Below are 21234 nucleotides of genomic sequence, written 5' to 3'. Positions count from 1 at the left end.
TTACAGGTCTGTTCGGCGGTTAAGCGAATACTCGTTGGCAACGCGGGTGGCCCGATCATCGATCAGGAAATCACTAGATCTGAGCGCAAGCGCTACTTCATTCAGCATCCATCAACCCCAAGCCCACTTGGCGAGGCTCAATGCTAGTGTCTGACAAGACCCAGCGCGTCGGCGTGCCCCGCTATGTGGAGATTGCAATCACGTTTCTTTTATTTGCTTATCCAATCCTGACATTGACCGTAGCCGGTGCTGTCAACAGTATTTTTTTCCTATTGTTTTTGATCAGCGTAGTTGTATTGCTGTTCGACGTCTGGCCTGGCACCGCCACACCGACCACCGAAGACTGCAGCACCGACCCGCTCTCGGAACGCGCAGCTTGGCTTTACTTCCTGTCCATGGCCGCCCTGCCGATTGCGGTGTTTATAAGCCAATGGGCCAATCACCGCTGGGGGTGGAATTATTACGATGCCGTTTCTCGTTTTTTTCTATCCATACCAATTTTTTTCGCTCTACGTAAAATCCCCGCAAAAACACTGATGACCATTTGGCCGGGATTTATTGTAGGCGCACTCGTGGCATGCGGTTTAGCAGTCTGGTTTCCGCATAACTGGGGAGGAGGGGACAATTTGGCACGGGTCGGATCCTCTTTTGTCAATCCGATCCATTTTGGAGATATTGCACTGACCTTAGGTGCCATTTCTGTGTTTGGGATAGGCTGCCGCGGCATCGTTCGACCGCCTGGTGAGGCATTATACAATTTAGTTGCTACGCTAGCTTTGCTCGCTGGGGCCTATGCATCCATATTGTCTGGCTCCCGCGGTGGCTGGATCGCGGTGCCTGTTTTTGTTCTACTGGCATACAGCATTAACTATAAAAAAATATCTCTTATTACATTAAATTTTGGCATGCTTTTCATGATCGTATCGGCAATTTTTATTTATGCATTTATTCCAGAAATTCATCACCGTATTGACATGATTCCCCAAAATTTTCATGCTTTTTATCAAGGCAATGAAAACACGTCAATTGGCATTCGATTCCAGCTATGGAAGGCCGCTTTTTTAATTTTTTTTGAGCATCCACTATTCGGTGTTGGGATGGGAGGCTTCAAAGCGCTGATGGGGCCCATGGAGCTGTCTGGCCAGCTCACACCGTTGGCAGCAGATTTTGGTCGTCAAGAGGTGCACAGCGAATTGTTATCCCGCCTATCGCAACTTGGCATTGTTGGGTTCGCTGCGATCATAGCCGTTTATTTTGTACCGGGATGGCTATTCTGGCAGCGGCTACGCGCGTCAGACCCAGCTTCACGGGCTTCGGCGCGCATGGGGCTGGTTTTGGTCTGCGGATTCTTTGTCTATGGACTAACGGTCGAAACCTTTGACCTCACCATGACTGCCGCCTTTTACGCTCTGACTACGGCCGTGTTGCTCGCGGCTGCTTACCCGAAAAATTTGAGGATAGATCGCCAATCATGTTTAGTATCCTGATTCCCACCTGGAACAATCTGCCGTACCTTAAATTGTGTATTGACAGCATTCGCAAACATTCATGCGTTGATCATGAGATTCTGGTGCATGTGAATGAAGGGTCGGATGGCACTTTGCGCTGGTTACAGGAGCAAGGTATCCGTCACAGTTACTCCGGCGGTAATATCGGAATTTGTTTGGCGGTCAATCATTTAGCGGCAATGGCGACGCACGATTGGTTGCTTTACATGAACGACGATATGGTGTGCTGCCCTGGGTGGGATGCTGCTCTGATCAAGCGCATTAGTTCAGCTCCGAACGATCGGTTATTTTTATCCTCTATTTTGCTGGAACCCATATTGACCAGAAACGATCGCGTCATAGTGCAAGATCACGGTCGAACGCCCGACGATTTCGATGAATTTGGATTATTACAGCATTTTATGGATGTTCATCGTACAAACATGATAGGCCGCGCCTCACAACCCACATTAATCGCTAAGCGCTGGTGGTTCATGGTCGGTGGTTATAGTTTGGAATTCAGTCCTGGGATGAGCTCGGACGACGATTTACTCATCAAACTCTGGATTGTCGGCTTTCGACATTTCGAAATCATCTCAAGTAGTCGCCTCTATCATTTTTCCTGCAGTAGCACAGGGCGTGTCCGAAAAAATAGAGGCTCACGTGAATTCGCATTGAAATGGGGAATTACACAAGGCGAATTTATGCGAAACTACCTGTTGAAAGGCAACGGCACAACTGATGAATCTTTAACGAACTGCATCCCGAAACCGACTATAAGTGGAAGATTTAAGCGAGCAGTTCATGGTCTGCTATCGAATATCCCATTGGGAGACATTTCAGCATGGAATGCAAAGCCAGGAGTCCTTTTTTCCGAACCCCGAAAGAATATTGAAGTCGTTCCCAAGGATTGACGCTAATGGCCAGTGTTTCCGCCATACTGATCACCAAGAATGAAATACAAAACCTACCCGCTTGCCTTGATGGGCTCTCTTGGTGCATCGAGATCATTGTGGTGGATAGTGGCAGCACTGACGGCTCGGTAGCGCTGGCACGGCATCTGGGAGCTCGTGTAGAGTCTCGACCGGATTGGGTCGGCTTCGGCCCACAGAAAAACCGCGCTCTCGATTTAGCCCAGGGCGACTGGGTTTTTTCGATTGATGCTGATGAACGCGTAACACCCGCGTTGGCAGAAGAGATTCAATCTGCGGTGCAACGTGCCGATGCGCCGGACGCATTCTCTATCCCACGCCTGTCGAGTTATTGCGGGCAGTACATGCGACATGGCGGGTGGTATCCAGACCGGGTGGTGCGACTATTCCGACGGGGTCAGGCTCGGTTTTCGGATGACATCGTTCATGAATCTTTGCAGGTTCAAGGCCGCGTCGGCCAGTTGCACAACGATTTAATCCACATCAGCTATCGCTCGCTCGACGATGTGCTGGAAAAGATGAACCGTTACTCCAGCGCTGGGGCAGAGAAGCTGGCCACGCGAGGGCGCCGAGCCAGCTTGGCTACCGCGCTGGGTAAAAGTCTATGGGCGTTCATACGCACTTATTTGATACGGCGGGGTTTTCTCGATGGGCGCTTAGGTTTTGTGCTGGCGTGCGGCATCGCCCATGAAACCTGGTATCGCTACCTGAAGCTGTGGCTGGCGCAGCGCCCCGTCTCCGATAAAAAGTTGTCCCCTTGATCGAGCGCGGCCTGCCTAGGCGCCGGAACCAATCCCCTTTTCCCAACTCAGTCTTGTTGTCGTCATGCTCTGATTCAATTGCGCATCGCAGCAAGACTTGCGAATTTTTACTCCGGCAGGGCTCTCGTCCTTCTTAGAATTCCATTGCTGTGTTGGCTTCGGTTTGGCTGAAGCAACCCAGCTCTTTCACCGACATCCCCATGCAGCGACGCCACTTTGTTTTAGGTTCTCTCTCTGCTCCGCTTGTTCGCGGGGCGGCTTCTTTTGTTGGGCTCGCCGCGCTGGCCAACTCGGCGCAGGCGCAGTTCAAGGTGGATGTTTCGGGCATCGGCGCCACGCAGATTCCAGTAGGCATCGGCGCTTTTCGCGACCCGAACCATTGCCCGCAGCCGATTGCCGACATCGTGCGGGCCGATCTCACGCGCAGCGGGCTGTTCGCCGTGAGCAATCTGGGAGGGGAGACACTCACCGAGCAAGGTCCGCCGAATTACGCCGCCTGGCGTTCGCAAAATCTCGAAGCGGTGGCGGGGGGCAGCGTGGCGCAGGTGGCGGGCGGGCGTTGGCAAGTTCAGTTCCGCCTGTGGGACGCGGTGAAGCAGGCCGATCTCGGTGGTCTGGCGCTGACGGTCATGCCAGGCGACCTGCGACTGGCGGCGCACAAGATCAGCGATTACATTTACCAGAAGCTCACCGGACAGCGCGGGGTGTTTGCCACGCGCATTACCTACATCACCAAGGCGGGACAGCACAATTTCTCGCTCAACATCGCCGACAGCGATGGCGCCAATCCGCAGTTTGCGCTGCGCAGTCGCGAGCCGCTGCTCTCGCCAGTGTGGTCGCCCAACGGGCAGGAACTGGCCTATGTCTCATTCGAGACCGGCAAGCCCGTCGTCTTCATGCAGGATGTGCGCAGCGGCGCACGGCGCGCAGTGGCCAATTTCAAGGGCTCGAACAGCGCACCGGCCTTCTCGCCGGATGGCGGCACGCTGGCCGTGGTGCTCACCCTCACCGGGCGCTCGCAGATTTATCTCATGCCCAGCAAAGGCGGCACGCCGCGGCAGTTGATGCGCTCGTATTCGATCGACACCGAGCCGACTTTTTCGCCCGACGGCCAGAGCCTGTATTTCGTCAGCGACCGCGATGGCGGCCCGCAGGTTTACAAGGTCGGGCTCAATGGCGGCAGCGTACAGCGCATCACCTACAGCGGCGGCTATAACGTCAGCCCGGCCATCAGCCCGGACGGCAAGACGCTGGCCTACATTTCACAACAGGGCAACAGCTACCAGCTCTGGTCGATCAATTTCGCCACCAACGCCACCCAGTTGCTCGATGATGGCAGCGATTGCGGTCACCCGAGTTTTGCCCCGAACGGCCAGATCGTGCTTTATTCTGCGGGGGGGCGTGGCGGTGAAGTGCTCAAGACGGTGTCGATTGACGGTCGTGTGCGCTCGACCTTGTCGCAGGCCGGCGTGCAGGTGCGCGAACCCAGTTGGGGACCCTGGACGCCGGATCGCTGAGGCTGCTTTCCACTGATAATTTCTTATTCCGCTTTCCTTTTTTCTCGTTTTATCTGTTCTTCGTTGCACCCACCCCTTTTTACCCACCCTGATCTGATCGGAGAAACTCGTGAACATGCGCACTACCCTGGTATTTACCGCACTCGCTGCCGCCCTGGCCCTTGGTGGCTGCGCGTCACCCGTGCCTGTCAAACAAGCGCCAGTCGAGTCCAAGGCACCCACCGCTGTGGAAGGCGGCACCGCAGGCGCCAATGCCAACGGCGCTGGTCAGAACCAGGTCGCCGCGGTACAAGCCCCGGCTGAGACCAACGCCGGCCCCGGCCCCAACGTGCCCAAGAGCGTGTATTTCGCGTTCAACAGCTACACGGTGGAAAGCCAATACACCCCGGTGCTCAACGCCAACGCCACCTACCTCACGCAACACCCGCAGGCTCATGTGCAACTGCAAGGCAATACCGATGCCCGTGGCAGCCGCGAATACAACCTGGCGCTGGGCCAGAAGCGTGCAGATGCGGTGATGAAGGGCATGGAGCTGCTCGGTGTGAAACCCGCGCAGATGGAAGCCATCAGCTACGGCAAGGAAAAGCCTAAGGCCTTGGGCAACACCGAGGCTGACTACGCCGAAAACCGTCGCGTTGACATCGTCTATCAACGATGAGCCGCTTCACTTTTTCGCAAGCCGTCCACCCGCTGCGCCTTGCGCAGCAGGTGCTGCCTGCGGCTTTGCTGGCCGCGGGGCTGGGCATGGGTCTGGCCGCGCCAGCCCATGCCGACATGTTCCCGGACAACGAGGCGCGGCGCGCCATTCTCGATCTGCGCAACCAGGTGACGCAGAACCAGCAGGCCACGCAGAACCAGCTCGCGCAGCAGGCGCAGCAGATCCAGCAGATCCGCAACTCATTGCTCGATCTATCGAACCAGATCGAGCAGATGCGCGGAGAAATCGCCCAGGTGCGCGGCAAGCAAGACGCCGCCACGCAGCAGCTCAACGATGCGCTGGGCAAGCTGCAGACCAGCCAGCAGCAGCTCACCCAGCGCCTCAAACCGCTGGAGCCGGTGCAGGTGCAGATCAACGGTCAGACTTATACGGTGCAGCCCGCAGAAAAAGCCGCTTTCGAGCAGGCGCTGGCCACCTTCCGCAATGGCGATTTTGCGGGCAGCGCCACGCAGTTGAAGGCGTTTTTGGCGCAGTATCCATCCAGCCCGTATGACGCCGATGCCCAGTATTGGCTGGCCAACGCGCAATACGCGCAAAAGCAGTACAAGGATGCCATCGCCTCGTTTCAGGGCCTGATTCAGAGCAGCCCGAACAACCCGCGCTTGCCCGAAGCCATGCTGGGGCTGGCGAACTGCCAGATCGAAGTGCGGCAAATCGTCGCAGCGCGCAAAACGCTGAACGAACTGGTGAAGACCTACCCGCAGTCTGAAGCGGCGCAGGCCGGGCGCGACCGGCTGGCCAAGCTGCGGTGACCGTCACGGCCGCTGCAGCGGCCGTGACAGAGTGATCGGCTGCGTAGTTCCCGCAAACTGCGAGCCGGATTGCCGAACCCCGTCCCGGCAACACGGCTGGCATCGTCATGGAACAATAACGCATTGCGGCGAGACCCATCCGTTCTCGTCATCCAGGTGCCTTCTCTTCCATGTCGTCCGCTTCCGTTCCAGTCATCAACGCCACCGTCCTCTGGGCGGGCTTCGCCCTGAGCCTGGTGTTTGGCGCCATCATGCAGCGCACGCGGTTTTGCACCATGGGCTCGGTGAGCGACATTGTCAACATGGGCTCGTGGATGCGCATGCGCATGTGGGTGCTGGCCATTGCCACGGCGACCATCGGCTTCAATCTGCTGGCCGCCACTGGGCAGATCGACTCGGCGCAGACGATCTACACCACGTCCAGGGTGCTCTGGCTGTCGGCCCTGGTGGGCGGCGTGTTGTTCGGCTTCGGCATGGTGCTGGCCTCGGGCTGCGGCAGCAAAACTCTGGTGCGCATTGGCGAGGGCAATCTCAAAGCCGTGGTCGTTTTTGTGATGATCGCGATATTTGCCTACATCACCCTGCGCGGCATCACGGCCGAGGTGCGGGTGCGGGTGTTCGACAAAGTGGCGTTCAATCTCTCGGGCCCGCAGGATTTGCCTGCGATCTTCGCCCACGCCACCGGGCTGCCGCTGCCCGATCTGCAACTGGTGCTAGGCCTGGGCGTCGGTCTGCTGCTGGGCGTCTGGGCCTTGAGCGCACGCGAGTTTCGTACCGCCAACAACCTGCTCGCGGGTTTCGGCCTGGGCGCCGTCATCGTGGCGGTCTGGTTCGTTTCGGGCAAGCTGGGCTTTCTGGCGGAAGACCCGCAAACGCTGCAGGCCGCGTACATCGGCTCGCAGAACAACAAGATGGAATCGCTGAGCTTTGTCGCGCCGCTGGCCTACACCCTGTTCTGGTTCATGATGTACAGCGACGCGAGCAATGTGCTGACGCTGGGCATTGTGTCGGTGTTCGGCGTGATCGCGGGTTCTGCCGGTATGGCGCTCATCACGCGCCAGTTCCGCTGGGAAGGTTTTCGCGGCGCGGAAGATACGGCCAATCACATGGTCGGCGGCGCGCTGATGGGCATTGGCGGCGTGACCGCGCTGGGCTGCACCATCGGCCAGGGCATGAGCGGGGTGTCCACCCTGTCCATCACCAGCTGGATCGCGTTTCTGTCCATCGTGGGCGGCGCTGTGCTCGGGGTGAAGTATCAGGCCTGGCGCGTCGAGCGCACCGCCTGACGCGCTCGGCCATGCACGCCTCCCCTTTCGTCGCCATCCCCCCCGCCGACACGCCCGACCTGGACCGGCGTTTCGGCGGGCTATCACGGCTGTATGGCACGGTCGGTGCCCAGCGCATCGCCCAGGCGCATGCGGTCGTCGTCGGCGTGGGCGGCGTGGGATCGTGGGCCGCCGAAGCCCTGGTCCGCAGTGGCCTGGGGCAGCTCACACTGATCGACCTCGACCACGTTGCCGAATCCAACATCAACCGGCAGATTCAGGCGCTGGACTGCACCTTAGGCATGTCCAAAGTGGGGGCGCTGCAAGCGCGATTTGCGCAGATCAACCCAGAGTGCCGCGTCAATGGAGTGGAAGAGTTCGTCGATGCCGAAAACGCCGAGGCACTCATTCCAGCTAACGCCCAGGTGGTGATCGACTGCTGCGATCAGGTGCGAGCCAAGGCCGCGCTCGCCGCGCTCTGCCTGCAACGCCGCCAGGCCCTATTCATGGCCGGCGCTGCGGGCGGCAAGCGCCATGCCGACGCCCTGCAATGCGCCGATCTGTCGGAAGTCACGCACGACCCGCTGCTCTCCAACGTGCGCTACCAGCTACGCCGCCAACATGGCGCTCCTCGCAATGGCCGCATCGGCGTGCTCTGCGCGTTCAGCAAGGAAGCCATCATTCGCCCCGAAACAAGCACTTGCGACCCGCTGGCCGAAGAGGCGACACCGCCCGACAACAGCCTGAACTGCGCCGGTTTTGGCTCCAGCGTGATGGTGACCGCCGCCATGGGCATGATGCTCGTCTCCCGCGCCCTGGATGCCGTGCTATGATTTCGGGCTTGATTTCTGTGGGGTCGTTAGCTCAGTCGGTAGAGCAGCGGACTTTTAATCCGTTGGTCGCGTGTTCGAGTCACGCACGACCCACCAGACCCACCAAGACGCACCGTTGAAACCAAATCAAACGGGTTGTTAGCTCAGTTGGTAGAGCAGCGGACTCTTAATCCGTAGGTCGACAGTTCGAGCCTGTCACAACCCACCAATAAAATCAAACACTTGCACGCAATGTGCGAGTGCTTACAAAGAGCCATTTCCACTTTGTTTCCACTTTTTCGAAGATGTTGGCCTCGCTTCCAAGCTCTTCGCGAGGAAACGAGGTCCGCAGCGAAATGGCCCTTCACGTTGGCCCAAACGACAGGCTGATTTCATTCCGTCGGCCGGCAGTCGCGGCGCCTGATAAGTTGTTTTTTCGCCAATCGCAAAGTTTCCAGGACTGACAAAGCAAATTTGGCAGTGCTGCACGCCGCCGTTACGGCATGGGTTGCCATCTGTGGCGAATTGTTTGCGTCTTAAGCACTTCAACCATAGCCTCTCCTTTAACCGCGCAATGAGCGCGTCAGAGGAAAGACCATGCCACACCACGAACTCCCGCACCCCCATTCACTCCTTCGCCTTTCCCAAATCCTGGGCACGAGAGACCGGCCCGGCTTGCTCAACATCGGGCGAACCAAGTTCTACGACATGATCAAGCAGAACCTGATTCCCAAGCCGCTAAAACTGGGCCGCGTGAGCGTCTGGCGTTATGCGGATCTGCAGCAGGCGCTCGATCGTGTCTTGCATCCGGATTGATGGCGCCGATGGCATCTGCTGCGCAATTGCGAGTGTCGGCCAAAACCGGGAACGTGCGACCCAACCGTCAGGTTGAGAAGACTGTGGCACCCGTCGAGCAACTCATCCGCCAAACATCTGCTCCGGAGGTCGATTCACAAATCGCCGAAGTTTGACGGTTGAGTTGCCACTGCGGATTGCGGTCAAGCCCACCAGCGAGTCATGAGGTGACCAACGACGAGGGGCCGTGGACGGCGCGCGAAGCATGACTGATCATCGGCCTTTGCCGCCACTGGGTCTGTCCTAGGCAGGGACTGCTCCAGGCTGATTGCAGACGTTCAACCTAGGAGACCGTCGGACTTGAGCCCGCGGGGCGGGTGGCGGCGGCGAGCCGCGCGGTTTTTGCGCGGCCCGGCACGCCGCCAGCGTCTTCATCACTTGCACAGGCTCCTGGGCGCCCCTTTGGGGCGCAGAGCAGGTCGTGCGGGGCGCGATCTGGGCGCACTTTCCCCCTGGCGCCTCACCCGCCACGCAGCACATGCATGCGCTTGATGTTCCAGGCCATGGTCACAAGGTTCCACTCGCCTTGCGCCTTGTGCAGCCCGCGCATGCTCATCTGACGCCAGCCCATGACGTGCTTGATGATGCCGAACACGGGCTCGACGGTCTGCTTGCGCAGTTTGTACAGCGCCCGGCCTGCCTGTGTGCACAGGCGGTGGGCCATGTTGGCGACCGGCTCCGCAGTGCGCGGCGCGTCGGGGTCGGGCCCAAACCGTTCGGCCAGCGGCACGTGATGCGACTCGCGCTTCATCGCCAGCAGCGGCTCGATTCCCGCCTGCACGCAGGCGACCACATTGGCGTGGCTGAAGAAGCCGTTGTCGGCGATGACTGTGCGCACAGCGCCCAACTCCTGCGGCAACGCCGCAATCTGCTCGAGCGTGGGCACCACTTCGCGCTTGTCATTGCAGGCCTGCGTGACGTGTGCGGTGACCACCAGCATCGTCTCGATGTCCACTGCGTATTCCGGCGAACGTGACCGCTGATTCTGGCAACGTGACCGGCATTGCGGTGAACGTGACCGAGGGTCGGTATTGCGCGTTTTGAGTTTATGCCGGCTTGCATTTCCGGCTGTTTTTCCTTGTCTTTAAGGGGTTCGTTTTTAAATCAATAGGCCCCCGGCAGGCCGCCGGAGGCCCTCCTTGAACGGGCTGGATTAGCTTTCGGTGCTCTCCTCTTTTGCGGGGCGATTTTTCTTGCGCAGCGATTCCCCCGTGAGCGTGAAGCGGTGGTGGTTTTGCATCAGCCGGTCCAGCATGGCATCCGCCATGGTCGGGTCACCGATCCACTCGTGCCAGTGCTCAATCGGCAACTGGCTGGTGATGATGGTGGCACGCTGGCTGGCCCGGTCGTCAATGATCTCCAGCAGGTCCGCCCGGGTTTGGCTATCCATGCCAGCCATGCCCCAGTCGTCAAGCAGCAAGACGTCGGTGTTTTTGAGCGTATCGAGCCAACGCGTAAATGTGCCGTTGGCGTGGCGAATACGTAACTCTTCACCCAGGCGTGGAACCCTTTGGTACAGCGCGCTGTGGCCACGTCGGCAGGCATGCTGGGCCAGCGCGCACGCCAGCCACGACTTGCCCGCGCCGGTGGCTCCGGTGATCAGCACGGCGTGCCCGCACTTGACCCATTCTCCCAGTGCCAGGCTCATCACCGCGCTGCGCTCCAGGCCCCGCGTGGCGCGGCTGTCCAGGTCTTCAATGGCCGCTTGCGGGTATTTGAGCTTGGCCGACTTCAGCAAACGCGCACAGCGCCGGTCTTGCCTGCCATGCACCTCGCGGTCCACCAACAGGGCCAGCCGCTCTTCAAAGCTCATGGCGCTGATGCCGCTTTGTATGAGCTGCTGCTCCAGCGCCTGGGCCATGGTTTCCAGGCGTAGGCTGCGCAATTGGTTCAAGGTGGTGTTCATCATCATTTTGGAGTTCTCCGTACGGGGCTTGTTCACGCTAGGTTTCATTGGTAGTAGCTCGCGCCCCGCACATGGGCGTGTGCGGGAGAAGTCCACTCAGGAGTGGCGCTAGCTTGCAACAGGTCGCGCCGGTTGAGCAAGATGTCGCGGATGTGGGTGTATTTGCTGGTGCCCAGGCCCAGAGCCATGGTGCAGGCCGCCTCCAGCCGGGCCGGGCTATAGCGCTTGGAGAGCGACAGCAGGCCCAAGCAGGCGCGGTAGGCATGCTCGGGGTGGGGTTGACGCTCCAGCATCTTTTGCACCGTGGCCGCACAGGCCACGCCGATACGCTGGCCCCAGGCGATGAGCCGCTCGGGTGTCCATTGCGCCTGGTGTTGGTGGCGCTCGGGCAGGTGTTCGGTCACGGTAGTGAAGCCGCCCTTGTGCGCGCAGCGCATGTGGCTGGCCACCCGCTCTCCACGGTGCAGGGCTTCGAGCGCATGGGCCGTCACCCGCAACTCCAGCGTTCGCCCCACCAAGGCGGTGGGCACGCTGTAGCGGTGGCCTTCAAATTCGACATGGCTGTCGATGTGCACGCGCACCGTTTTGAAGACCGACCACTCCCAGGGCTGAACCGGTAAGGCCATCAGCGCCGGGGCGTCGATTTGGGCAAACACACTGGCACGGCTTCCAGGGAGCTTTTGAAAGGCACGCTGGTTAAGCCATTGCAGCAGGGGGGCAATGGCGTCGTTGACCTCCTGCACGCTGGCGAACTGGAATTTGCGCAGGCGCGCCAGGATCCAGCGCTCCACCAGCAGTACGCTCAATTCGACCTTGGGCTTGTCCTGCGGGTGGTAGGCGCGCGCGGGCAGCACTGAGCAGCCGTAGTGGCGGGCGAAGTCGCGCACCGTTTCGGTGAGCACCGGCTCGTAGCGATCGGCCTGGGTGACCAGGGCGCGCGGGTTGTCGGGGACGATGAGCTGGGGCACGCCGCCATAAAAGCGCAGTGCCTGTGCCGTCGCATCCAGCCAGTCCTTGGCCGCTTGTGCCGGCGTGGCCGTGCAGAAGCAGTAGCCCGACACCCCCAGGGCGGCCACGAAGAGATTGGCCCGCCCCACTTCCTGGCCCCCATCGATCAGGGCAATGGTGGGGCCCGCATAGTCGATGAACAGCTTCTCTCCTGCACGATGTACCTGACGCATGGAGCGCTTGAGAAGCCTGGCAAATCGGCGGTAGTTCTCGCAGAACTGCGAATAGCGCCACGGCTTGACGGGGTGGTCTGCACTGTGCTCGTCGCCAACTTGGGCGCAGTATTCCTCCCACAGCAGCGTGAGGGTGACGCCCTTGCGGGCAAGTTCCTGGTGGATGCGCCCGTAGTCGGGCTGGGCGTAGGTGTCGCTGGGGCGCGGTGAGGCCAGCAGGCGGCGCTCCAGCGTGGCCTCATCCATGGCGGCGATGGATTGCCCGTTCAATCCAGCCGCGACGGCCAGGCCCACGTACTTGGTGACCACACCTTTGGAGATGCCCAGGGCAGAAGCGATTTGCTGGTGAGACAGCCCACTTTCGAATTTGAGACGCAGGGCGTCTTTGAGTTTGCGCATATTGATCCTTAAAGCAGGCATGGGGCTCCTTGTCTAAAAAGGCAAGAAACTACCCGACCCGCGGTTGGGCTTATGCGCAACACCGCACTGGCGGCGTATACCGCCGCGCCGATTGGCGTGGCCGTTTGCAGCGGTCACGTTCGTCGGAATCACCGGTCACGTTGGGCCGGAATACTCACTCAATCAAGTCGAACGATTTTTCGGCCTGATCACCGACAAGGCCATCCGCCGTGGGTCGTTCACCAGCGTCAAGCAACTCGTGCAGCGCATCGACCACTTCGTCGCCGCCTACAACACGAACTGTCGGCCGTTCAAGTGGACGGCCACGGCCGACTCGATCCTCGAAAAGCTGCATCGACTTTGTTCGCGTATTACCGGGACAGGACACTAGGTCTTCGCAGAACTCGTAGCGCTGGGTGATGACTACACGCGACGCATTGGATTTTTTGCGGCCGCGCTCCATGCAGCGCGCTATTGGCGCTCATTGAGGTGGCGAGAACGTCGTCCAGAATGCTGCTGGGTGCGTCAACGGTGCCGCGGATGACCACGGCGTAGAGTTGTTCATCCTCAACACTTTGCCAGGCCGACGTCGTCCAAATTTCTTAGCTCCCGGGGTTGAACGGGAATGCGGGGTCCGCGTCGCTTCGCAGGCTCACGTGTTCAAGTCGCCATTGCTGCAGTAACTTGGCTCGACTGACAGGAAGGTCCGCTTCCGACATAGCAATGCATGAAAGCAGATGGACTCTCGACCACGTTGAACATTTTTCATCGTAGAACTTATTCGCAAATTCGTTTACGAGGCTCTCGGCCGCTTTGTCCGCAATCTCTGCGTTTTCGAGCGGCTCATCACCAGATTCGTAGGCAAGCACAACACTGAGCGTGAACAGGCCAGAGTCGTCGGCTGCTCGTTGCCTACCCTTGTCGACGTCGAAGTAGATAGCCGTGATGATGTCGCCATGCTTGCCAAGAATGGTTCTAAACTTCTCGTCCAGTTTCTCAGCTCTGATGAACCTGTCGAAAGCGTCAGGAAAGGCGCTTCTGTTGTACCGGACAGCAAGCCACTGTCTGAGCGTTGCCAACTGTTTTGGAGGCATGCAAAACGAGTGGTCAGGCTCGAACCTTGCAAGAGTGCTCTTCGGAACAATTACTTTCCTCGTGGCGCTCAGTTCAATGACTGGCGTCCCATCACAGCAGGGTAACGCCATGTGCAAGGTGCGTGGAGCCTTCGCCCATTCGAAATTTCCCTCTCTGCGGACTCCGATGCGACCGACAATGACTTCGACGTTAGGCTCAACGGTGAGGTCATCATTGGCAATGTCACAGTCATGACTGATGACCACGACACAAGTGTCCGCCATCCCACCGAGCCCAAGTTCACTGACGGCAGCGGCAGGCAGAATGTGGCCCTGTCTCCAGGGCGTGTCCCTTGTCCATCCACTTTTGTCCGAGAGGGATTGGTCGCTCATGCATCCTCATCAAGAGCAGGCGCACCCAAGTCGAAGGATTCGAGCTTGGCCGGTTCCCGGTCACCAAGAATCTCTGCAAGCTGCGCCTTCGCCGCATTCCCTCGGGTCACAATACGGATTAGCTTCTCGGCTGTCGCAGCGCCGTCCGCTCCCTCCCCGACAAGTTGCAGAAAGGACTTACCCTTGGTGACAACACGGCCGAGGTCCAGCGCAGTTGGCCTGAAGCCTGCGGCCATAAAGACTTGCGCTGCTGCTGCGAGTTGTTCAATTCGGTCATGGTGCTGAGGTTTTGGCATCTCGCCATTCGCCCAGTTGTACAAGGCTTGGCGTGATACGCCAAAGACTAGGGGAAGGTGGGTCATCGTCCTTCCGAACCCACTTTTAACTTGCGCCATGCGGCTTACGAAAGGAGCAATAAGAGCAGGAGCGTCAGAGACGGTTGTCGACTCGACGACGATTTCAAATTCTTGATAGCCGTGTCGAGACGTTTTGTACGCAAGGTCTTCAATGCCGCCCGTTCCGGCGCTGCCCACCCGTACGAAGGCAGCGTTGCTTCCGGTGACAGGCACGTATGGACAGATGATTGCCGGGACCTCACGCCAGGGAACAGTCGGGGTACCGGTCTGGATTTGCAACGAGGCAAGCGCAACCATCACACGTCTCCATTCCAAACTCGAAATGCATAATGGGTAGCCGTTGCTTCAAATGCAGTTCTGATAATTGCATGAATCGAGTCAAGTTGACCTTGAATTCCTTGCATGGAAAAAGTCTCCCGTTTTTCGGTAAAGCCGTCATTGTCAAGAATAGCGTGCCGTCCTGTGTATTCGAAAAAGCGAGGCTCGATGACCAACTCGCCTAACAATAAGCCAGGCGGAAGCCCAGGACCACCAACTTGCGTGACAACCCGAGACATCAGCCTGCAGTCATTGAACGTGCTCAGCGTTTCACAATATGAGTATTCCGGGGTGCCTCCAAGCTTGGCGCCAAGTCCAAGGACCTCAGGGGCAAGATATTGCTCAAGCGTGTCGTCGCCGAATGGGCTCACCCTGTCCAAGTATCGAAGCCCAACCCTTTCTGTGTAATCAAGCGACACGGCATCGTGAAGAATCGTTAGGGCCTTCATGAACGCACCGGAGAACGTCTCGAATGTGCCGTAATGGGTCGATTGCAGCGTGAGCGTGCTCACATCCAGAAGAAAGCTGTGAGTGTTTTCGACGTTACCGAACTTATAGCGCTCGACCGGCACGGGGCTTGGCCCTAGAGACTGCCCCTCCTTGGCCTCCACCTTGAGCGCAATTACAGTTTCCTTGGCATACGTCGGGTAACCCTCCTTACGCATCCTCTCTTGGATTTGGGGGAGATAGTCTGCGAGCGTAAGAATTGGATTGAACCTCACCTGCGCCAACGTAAAGTAGACGGGCGGGTTCTTGAGGCGTCCCATTGATGTTCTCCTGTGTTCAGGCTCTCAAGTTTACACTTCGGTTGACAAATATGGGGGTCATAGCTCAGGTTGTTGTCAAGTAGTTACGCGACGTTACATCTTTAAAGCGAGCTAGCTCGCTCCACTACGCTTCTCAAACGCCCGATAAACCTGCTTCGCCAGCATCCCCATCATCGCCGTGAACACCCGCTCATCCTTGAGTAACTGGCCGGCAATCGAGTTGTGGCCGTCTTGGCTGTCAATGATGGCATCGGTCATGATGTCCTTGAAATCGCCCATGGCGAACTGCTGCTCGCTGTTGTTCCTGGCCTGCTCGGCGAGGGCTTCGCTCTCCATGAGCTTTTCGGTGATGGTGGTCACGTAGCCGACCATGTCGCCCTCGGTCAGATTGCCCGAGAAGAGGTCATTCATCACGCCCACGATTTCGGCGAGCTGTTTTTTCTCATCCTCATCTGCCGCCCCCGTGCCTGCCTCGGACACCGGCTTGAGCTTGATGACATCTCCAGAGGCGAGGTCAAGCTTTTGCTCGCCAATCTTCTGCAGCCGGTAGTGCGTCAGACGCACGTCGGCGTCCAACTCCAGGATGCTTGATGACGTGCGCTCGATGATGCGCGGCATCAGGTTCTTGCCATACGCATAGAGCATTTCCAGGTCGGGGTCGTCGTACGCCACCAGTTGGGTAAGGAAGTCATACATGCGCAGAAACGTGCCCAGGTCCTTGCGGAACTGGTCGGCATCCTCGGGCGCTGTCTCGGCCAGCGCGGTGAACCGGTCGGCAGCAGGTTTCAGGTAGGCGTGTAACCCGGCTTGCTTGCGCTTGGGGTCGAAAAACGCCTTGGCGAAGGACTCCACCTCGCTTGGTAGGTAGACCCCGGCCTTGTCCAGCTTGATTTGTAACTCGTGGACGATATTGGGGTTGGTCACCTCTTCCAACTGGGCCGAGCGGTAGTAGGGCTGGAATGAGGCCAGGATTTCCTCGGGCTTATTGACGAAGTCCAGCACGAAGGTCTCATCCTTGCCGGGGTAGGTGCGGTTCAGTCGTGAGAGTGTCTGGACCGCCAGCACGCCAGACAAGCGCTTGTCGACATACATGGCATACAGCAGCGGCTGGTCAAAGCCCGTTTGGTATTTGTTGGCTACCAGTAGCACCCGATAGATGTTCTCCTTGAACGCCTCGGCCGGGTCCTTGCCACGGATGTCGGGGTTCATGTTGGACTCGTTGAACGGGTCGGGTCCGGAGTCCAGGTCGTCGACGTTGCCGGAAAAAGCCACCAGGGCGCGCATGTCTTTGTCGTAGCCGCGCTCCTTGAGGTATTTGTCCACCGCGAGCTTGTAACGCACCGCCGCCTTGCGGCTGTCTGTCACCACCATGGCCTTGGCCTTGCCACCTATCTTCTTGGCCACATGTTCGTGGAAGTGCTCAACGATGACCACCACCTTCTGGGCGATGTTGTAGGGGTGCAGGACGGCGTAGCGGGCCAGGGCCTTCTTGGCCTTCTTCTGCGGCACCAGCTTGTCGTCGACTACCGACCCCAGCTTGTAATAGGTCTTGTAGGAGACGTAGTTCTGCAGCACGTCGAGGATGAAACCTTCCTCGATGGCTTGGCGCATGGAATACACGTGGAACGGCACCGGCACGCCGTCGGGTCCCGTGCGGCCAAACAACTCCAGGGTCTTGGACTTCGGGGTGGCCGTAAAGGCGAAATAGCTGACGTTCTCGGGGCGCTTGCGGCTTTCGAGCACGCTGTTGATAACGTCCTCATGGGTCAATTCCTCGGGGTCGATGTCGACGTCAACGCTGACCTCGACTGTCTTGCCGTCGACGTCGACCTGCATGACGGTCTTGGGCTTGTCGTCCTTGGTGAGCGCGGACCGCAGCTTTTGTGCGGCGCTGCCGGATTGGCTGGAGTGGGCTTCGTCAATGATGAGGGCGAAGCGCTTGCCCTTGAGCGCGCCGACCTTGTCGATGATGAAGGGAAACTTCTGCAGCGTGGTGATGATGACTTGCGTGCCGCTGTTCAGCGCCTCGGCGAGCTGGGCGCTGTTTTCGTCAATCTTCTGCACCACCCCGGCTTTGTGCTCGAACTGACTGATGGTCTCCTGCAGCTGACGGTCCAACACGCGCCGGTCGGTGATGACGATAACCGAGTCGAAGACCTTGTCGTCCTGGGCGTTGTGCAGATTGGCCAGCCGGTGTGCACTCCAGGCGATGGTGTTGGATTTACCCGAACCCGCCGAGTGCTGCACCAGGTAAGCCTGCCCTGCCCCTTCGTCGCCTGCGGCGTTGACGAGGCGCTGCACAGCGTCGAGCTGGTGGAAGCGCGGAAAGATGAGTGTTTCCTTGGTGGTCTTGGTGCCCGTGTTGGCGTCGACCTCGGTCTTGACCTCCAGGTGCAGGAAGTTGCCCAGAATGTCCAGCCAGACGTCCTTGGACCAGACCTCGTGCCAAAGGTAGTAGGTTGGGTAGCCGTAGTCGGGTGGGGCCGCGGGGTTGCCAGCGCTCGCACCGCCGTAGCCATCGGGGCGCCCTAGGTTGAACGGCAGGAAGAAGGTCTTGTCGCCATCGAGCTTGGTGGCCATGAACACTTCGTCGGTGGACACGGCGAAGTGCACCAGCGCCCGGGTCTTGAATTGAAGCAGGGCTTCGGGCTCGCGGCTCTTGGGGTCCTTCGGGTGCCGGTCCTTCTTGTACTGCTGGATGGCGTCAGTGATGTTCTGGGTCAGGTCGGTCTTGAGCTCAGCGGTGGCCACCGGCAGGCCGTTGACGAACAGTACGAGGTCGATGCTGTTTTCGTTATGCAGGCTGTAGTGCAGCTGACGAATGACGGTCAGACGGTTCTGGTCATACCAGGCCCAGAGCCCAGGGCTCTTCTTGTGTGCCGGGCGAAACTGGCACAGGGTGAAGCGGGCGTTCCGGTCCTTGAAACCGTGACGCAGCAGGTGCAGGGTGCCGTGCTTGTCCAGTTGCTCGGCCACGCGCTTGACGAACACGTCGTCCGACTTTCCGTTGTGCCATGTCTTGAACTTGGCCCATTCGTCCGCCTGTGTCTCCTTCACGAACGCCAGTAGGTCATCTGGGAACAGGGCCAGTTCTCGGCTGTAGCCGGTGGCGTTCTGCAGATGGGTGCGCACGGTCCAGCCGTGGGTGGCCAGATGGTCGCAGAGCTCGTTCTCGAAGATGCGTTCGGTGTGGACGTTGGAGAGCTTGGGCATGTCGAATGTGCTTGTCGATGTCGGAGCAGTTGTGTAGCCGACGTGCTTATGCGTTGGTCAACATCGGTGGAGTCGGGCCAAGGAAGTCGGCGAACAGCGTGTCGAAAACTGCGGTCAGCTCGGTGTCTTCCGTGTCGAAGGAGCCGACCTCGCTCAACGACTCGGCAAACATGCCATTGATTTGCTGTTGCGTCGGCACTGGAAAGCTCTTGCCAATCGTCTGCGCGAGCTGGGTGAGTGCATCGGCTTGCTCTGCCGCGATGAAGTAGGTATGGGAACAAGCAGCGCTTGCGTCCCGGAGGTCATCCAGAGACGATGGTCTGCCCCCCTTGGCAGCGAGAAGAAAGACCGAGGGTGCTAACGGCATGAAGGCGTAGTCAAAATCTTCTCCCTCTGTCGAGACAGGCGTAAAGCCAGTGCCATTCGCTTTGTGAAAGACCACGGGCGTATCTCCCTGAATGAGGCGCCTATCTTCGCATCGAACAACCTCGAAGGAGCAGTCCCTGAACAACTTGAATTGACTGGGGTCTCTAAGTGCATCTCCCATGACCCGCACGCGAAGGACGTTGAGTACACGAGGCAGGAGGCTGTCCCGCATGAACTTCAACATTGACATCGCACCTTCAGATGCGGGTGACACGTTGCCGGCCGCAAATGCGCTCTCGGCTTGGTCCAGCAATGCCCGGATGTCAGCTCCCGGGTACATCGCCGAAAGGGCTTCCTCGAAGAAGGGACGATTTGCCTCCAACAACTGCTTGACGGAGCCTGCGAGCCAGACCGGGTCCTGTGCGGCGTCTCGCAATTTGTCGAACAGCGGGGCAGCCGGAGCCTCGATGAGCTTCCATACTGCTCTGTTGCGCAAGACCAGATGAGACAGCAGATGGGAAATTTCGGCGTGACGCCCCTCCAAGTCGAAGGCCGCGTCTTCGCGCAGGCTCCGGACGAGACTGCTCATCCAGGTGCGCTCTGCTTCTGAAATAGCGCCATCCGCACATTCAATAGTCACGCCGTTACGCCGGAACGTATAGAACCAAGCATCGTGCCCAACATCCGACAGGGCCGCTTCAACAGGCTTGGCACCTGGCAGATAGAGCCACGTACGAGGAGCACCATCCGCAGTCTGCGGGCGATTGCGGAACCCCGCTTGGAGGAAGCGGGGAACGTAGTGCTGTTTCCTACCAGCCACTAGGCCGCCTCCAACCGCCGAGCCTGAAAGTCATCGATGTTCAGCTGGCCCGTGACGGCAGCTGAAATCAATGAGGAGCGGTATTCGCGAAGGCGCTCCGCCTCCTGACGCGCAAGCTCTCCTAATGCTTCCATCTTCTCCTTACGAGCACGCGCAGTGTCAACAATTTCCCGCTGCTCTTCCACTGGTGGCAGTGGCATTGCGAATTTGGCAACATCGGGCATATAAATCGTCGAATGCGTCGAGCCGAATTTGAGTCGGGAAAACTCGGCCCCCATTGCCCTAGATAGTGTCGTCACAAGATTTGCAGCCAGAGGGCAAGGCAGCGAATTTGCACGGCGGCAACGAATGAGGCGACGTTTTTCGCGTAGCGCGTGGCGATGCCCCGCCACCGCTTGAGATGCAGGAAGGCGTTCTCGACCAGGTGACGTAGTTTGTAGAGTGCTTTGTCATACGTGCGGGGTTGCTTGCGGTTCTTGCGTGGCGGAATCACGGCTTGCGCGCCTTGCGCTTGGGCATGCGCCACGATGGCGTCACTGTCGTAGCCTTTGTCGGCAAGCAGGTAGTCCATCTTGAACCCGTCCATCAACCGCTCAGCCTCTGCACAATCCGCTCGGGTACCTTCTGTAATAACCGCTCGGAGCGGCAGACCATGCGCATCCACGGCCAGATGTATCTTGGTGTTGAGCCCCCTTTTGTGCGGCTCATCGCCTGATTGCCACCCCGCGCACCCGCTGCGTGCGGATGAACCTTGCAGTGACTGGCATCGATCATGATCCACTCGAAATCGGGCTCATCAATGCACTGCTCCAGGAGCGACTCCCAAATGCCCTTGTCGCGCCAGCGGCAAAAACGCCGATGGGTGTTTTTCCAGCCGCCATATGAGGCGGGCAGGTCTCGCCACGGCGCACCGGTGCGAAGAATCCAGAACACGGCGTTGATGAATTGGCGGTTGTCCCGCGCAACCCCGCCCCAAACTCCCGCTCGTCCAGGCAAGTGGGGTTCGAGCAATTCCCAGTGCCGATCTGATAGATCGTGTCGATGAAGCGTCTCGGGCATCTCAATAGCGCGGTTGGTATGAACAGCGCCATCATGCCACAACTCGTGACGACNTGGGCGTTCGGCGTGTTGGCGTGACGGTGGCGGCGGGAGAGTTGCAGCGCAGCGGCTTGATTGCGTACCACCGCGGTGATCTCCGGGTGGTGAATCGCATCGCCCTGCAATCCAGGGCATGCAGCTGCTATGCGCTGGATCAGCGGATTTACGACGCTTCAATGCAAGACAAGGCCCCGGAGCGCGCAGAACCCGACTTCGCGTGAAAAAACGGTCTTGCATGTTCGTTA

General features: G+C 59.0%; 18 protein-coding genes, 2 tRNA genes and 2 pseudogenes. 12 read left to right on the top strand and 10 right to left on the bottom strand.

The annotated features are described in order from the left end of the window. Window positions 1–146 precede the first annotated feature (146 nt). The 11 genes from BIO17B3_RS14495 to BIO17B3_RS14445 all read left to right on the top strand — a co-directional run bounded on the left by BIO17B3_RS14495 (window position 147) and on the right by BIO17B3_RS14445 (window position 9060). The gene (locus tag BIO17B3_RS14495; RefSeq protein ID WP_172979008.1) at window positions 147–1487 is read left to right on the top strand and encodes an O-antigen ligase; all 1341 of its coding nucleotides are present in this window, start codon (window positions 147–149) and stop codon (window positions 1485–1487) included. Then, a complete protein-coding gene (locus BIO17B3_RS14490; protein WP_156054565.1) occupies window positions 1472–2401 on the top strand; it encodes a glycosyltransferase family 2 protein in 930 nt (309 codons plus the stop codon). Before BIO17B3_RS14495 ends, BIO17B3_RS14490 begins: the two co-directional genes overlap by 16 nt. A 5-nt stretch (window positions 2402–2406) precedes the next feature. Further along, on the top strand, window positions 2407–3180 hold the full coding sequence (locus tag BIO17B3_RS14485) for a glycosyltransferase family 2 protein (protein WP_156054564.1): 774 nt from the start codon (window positions 2407–2409) through the stop codon (window positions 3178–3180). A 200-nt stretch (window positions 3181–3380) separates the two neighbouring features. Beyond that, a complete protein-coding gene (gene tolB, locus BIO17B3_RS14480; protein WP_156054563.1) occupies window positions 3381–4697 on the top strand; it encodes a Tol-Pal system beta propeller repeat protein TolB in 1317 nt (438 codons plus the stop codon). A 115-nt stretch (window positions 4698–4812) separates the two neighbouring features. Beyond that, on the top strand, window positions 4813–5355 hold the full coding sequence (pal, locus tag BIO17B3_RS14475; RefSeq protein WP_156055300.1) for a peptidoglycan-associated lipoprotein Pal: 543 nt from the start codon (window positions 4813–4815) through the stop codon (window positions 5353–5355). Beyond that, window positions 5352–6167 carry a tol-pal system protein YbgF gene (gene ybgF, locus BIO17B3_RS14470; RefSeq protein ID WP_156054562.1) on the top strand — a complete coding sequence of 272 codons (816 nt, stop codon included), beginning with the start codon at window positions 5352–5354 and terminating at the stop codon, window positions 6165–6167. Before pal ends, ybgF begins: the two co-directional genes overlap by 4 nt. Before the next feature lie 170 nt (window positions 6168–6337). Beyond that, window positions 6338–7453 (top strand): YeeE/YedE family protein, encoded by a 1116-nt coding sequence (locus tag BIO17B3_RS14465; RefSeq protein WP_156054561.1) that lies wholly within the window; start codon window positions 6338–6340, stop codon window positions 7451–7453. Between the two features lie 11 nt (window positions 7454–7464). Beyond that, on the top strand, window positions 7465–8265 hold the full coding sequence (locus BIO17B3_RS14460) for a ThiF family adenylyltransferase (protein ID WP_156054560.1): 801 nt from the start codon (window positions 7465–7467) through the stop codon (window positions 8263–8265). Window positions 8266–8285: 20 nt separating this feature from the next. Then, window positions 8286–8361, top strand: a tRNA-Lys gene (locus tag BIO17B3_RS14455). Window positions 8362–8397: 36 nt separating this feature from the next. Next, window positions 8398–8473: transfer RNA gene (locus tag BIO17B3_RS14450), tRNA-Lys, on the top strand. Between the two features lie 368 nt (window positions 8474–8841). Then, complete coding sequence (locus BIO17B3_RS14445; RefSeq protein ID WP_156054559.1) at window positions 8842–9060, top strand: AlpA family transcriptional regulator; 219 nt, start codon at window positions 8842–8844, stop codon at window positions 9058–9060. A gap of 499 nt (window positions 9061–9559) precedes the next feature. Here BIO17B3_RS14445 and BIO17B3_RS14440 read toward each other — a convergent pair. From BIO17B3_RS14440 to istA, 3 genes and pseudogenes are all read right to left on the bottom strand, one after another. After that, window positions 9560–10087 (bottom strand): annotated as a pseudogene (locus BIO17B3_RS14440) (transposase); the annotation flags it as partial. Between the two features lie 165 nt (window positions 10088–10252). Further along, a complete protein-coding gene (gene istB / locus BIO17B3_RS14435; protein ID WP_156053304.1) occupies window positions 10253–11011 on the bottom strand; it encodes an IS21-like element helper ATPase IstB in 759 nt (252 codons plus the stop codon). A 38-nt stretch (window positions 11012–11049) separates the two neighbouring features. Further along, window positions 11050–12606: an IS21 family transposase gene (gene istA, locus BIO17B3_RS14430; protein WP_156053305.1), complete on the bottom strand. Its 1557-nt coding sequence runs from the start codon at window positions 12604–12606 to the stop codon at window positions 11050–11052. A 136-nt stretch (window positions 12607–12742) separates the two neighbouring features. Here istA and BIO17B3_RS14425 point away from each other — a divergent pair. Beyond that, a pseudogene (locus BIO17B3_RS14425) lies at window positions 12743–12976 on the top strand (IS630 family transposase); the annotation flags it as partial. Window positions 12977–13187: 211 nt separating this feature from the next. Here BIO17B3_RS14425 and BIO17B3_RS14420 read toward each other — a convergent pair. The 7 genes from BIO17B3_RS14420 to BIO17B3_RS14390 form a co-directional block, all read right to left on the bottom strand. Further along, window positions 13188–14051, bottom strand: a complete 864-nt coding sequence (locus BIO17B3_RS14420; protein WP_156054558.1) for a hypothetical protein — start codon at window positions 14049–14051, stop codon at window positions 13188–13190. Next, window positions 14048–14704: a hypothetical protein gene (locus BIO17B3_RS14415; protein WP_156054557.1), complete on the bottom strand. Its 657-nt coding sequence runs from the start codon at window positions 14702–14704 to the stop codon at window positions 14048–14050. The genes BIO17B3_RS14420 and BIO17B3_RS14415 overlap by 4 nt, the downstream gene beginning before the upstream one ends. Further along, window positions 14704–15492: a TIGR04255 family protein gene (locus tag BIO17B3_RS14410; RefSeq protein WP_156054556.1), complete on the bottom strand. Its 789-nt coding sequence runs from the start codon at window positions 15490–15492 to the stop codon at window positions 14704–14706. Before BIO17B3_RS14410 ends, BIO17B3_RS14415 begins: the two co-directional genes overlap by 1 nt. Before the next feature lie 111 nt (window positions 15493–15603). Further along, the gene (locus tag BIO17B3_RS14405) at window positions 15604–18705 is read right to left on the bottom strand and encodes a type I restriction endonuclease subunit R (protein WP_156054555.1); all 3102 of its coding nucleotides are present in this window, start codon (window positions 18703–18705) and stop codon (window positions 15604–15606) included. A gap of 46 nt (window positions 18706–18751) precedes the next feature. After that, window positions 18752–19660 carry a hypothetical protein gene (locus BIO17B3_RS14400; RefSeq protein ID WP_156054554.1) on the bottom strand — a complete coding sequence of 303 codons (909 nt, stop codon included), beginning with the start codon at window positions 19658–19660 and terminating at the stop codon, window positions 18752–18754. A gap of 230 nt (window positions 19661–19890) precedes the next feature. Next, window positions 19891–20190, bottom strand: a complete 300-nt coding sequence (locus tag BIO17B3_RS14395; protein ID WP_156054553.1) for a restriction endonuclease subunit S — start codon at window positions 20188–20190, stop codon at window positions 19891–19893. After that, window positions 20187–20950 (bottom strand): IS5 family transposase gene (locus BIO17B3_RS14390; RefSeq protein WP_156052812.1). Its coding sequence is split into 2 segments (ribosomal slippage): window positions 20187–20578 and window positions 20578–20950, totalling 765 coding nucleotides; the frame shifts between segments, so codons are not numbered across the junction. Before BIO17B3_RS14390 ends, BIO17B3_RS14395 begins: the two co-directional genes overlap by 4 nt. Window positions 20951–21234: the final 284 nt, after the last annotated feature.

The organism is Thiomonas sp. OC7, from assembly GCF_900634595.1.
GTDB lineage: Bacteria > Pseudomonadota > Gammaproteobacteria > Burkholderiales > Burkholderiaceae_C > Thiomonas > Thiomonas arsenitoxydans.
This window is presented reverse-complemented; position numbering and strand designations above follow the sequence as displayed.

What these genes read in the sequence shown, in the direction of transcription:
- BIO17B3_RS14490 (WP_156054565.1), top strand. Translation starts at nt 1,472, where the DNA reads ATGTTTAGTATCCTGATTCCCACCTGGAACAATCTGCCGTACCTTAAA.
- istA (WP_156053305.1), bottom strand. Translation starts at nt 12,606, where the DNA reads ATGCCTGCTTTAAGGATCAATATGCGCAAACTCAAAGACGCCCTGCGT.
- BIO17B3_RS14415 (WP_156054557.1), bottom strand. Translation starts at nt 14,704, where the DNA reads ATGGTTGCGCTTGCCTCGTTGCAAATCCAGACCGGTACCCCGACTGTT.
- BIO17B3_RS14400 (WP_156054554.1), bottom strand. Translation starts at nt 19,660, where the DNA reads ATGAGCAGTCTCGTCCGGAGCCTGCGCGAAGACGCGGCCTTCGACTTG.
- BIO17B3_RS14420 (WP_156054558.1), bottom strand. Translation starts at nt 14,051, where the DNA reads ATGAGCGACCAATCCCTCTCGGACAAAAGTGGATGGACAAGGGACACG.
- BIO17B3_RS14410 (WP_156054556.1), bottom strand. Translation starts at nt 15,492, where the DNA reads ATGGGACGCCTCAAGAACCCGCCCGTCTACTTTACGTTGGCGCAGGTG.
- BIO17B3_RS14465 (WP_156054561.1), top strand. Translation starts at nt 6,338, where the DNA reads ATGTCGTCCGCTTCCGTTCCAGTCATCAACGCCACCGTCCTCTGGGCG.
- BIO17B3_RS14405 (WP_156054555.1), bottom strand. Translation starts at nt 18,705, where the DNA reads ATGCCCAAGCTCTCCAACGTCCACACCGAACGCATCTTCGAGAACGAG.
- ybgF (WP_156054562.1), top strand. Translation starts at nt 5,352, where the DNA reads ATGAGCCGCTTCACTTTTTCGCAAGCCGTCCACCCGCTGCGCCTTGCG.
- tolB (WP_156054563.1), top strand. Translation starts at nt 3,381, where the DNA reads ATGCAGCGACGCCACTTTGTTTTAGGTTCTCTCTCTGCTCCGCTTGTT.
- BIO17B3_RS14445 (WP_156054559.1), top strand. Translation starts at nt 8,842, where the DNA reads ATGCCACACCACGAACTCCCGCACCCCCATTCACTCCTTCGCCTTTCC.
- istB (WP_156053304.1), bottom strand. Translation starts at nt 11,011, where the DNA reads ATGATGATGAACACCACCTTGAACCAATTGCGCAGCCTACGCCTGGAA.
- BIO17B3_RS14485 (WP_156054564.1), top strand. Translation starts at nt 2,407, where the DNA reads ATGGCCAGTGTTTCCGCCATACTGATCACCAAGAATGAAATACAAAAC.
- BIO17B3_RS14460 (WP_156054560.1), top strand. Translation starts at nt 7,465, where the DNA reads ATGCACGCCTCCCCTTTCGTCGCCATCCCCCCCGCCGACACGCCCGAC.
- pal (WP_156055300.1), top strand. Translation starts at nt 4,813, where the DNA reads ATGCGCACTACCCTGGTATTTACCGCACTCGCTGCCGCCCTGGCCCTT.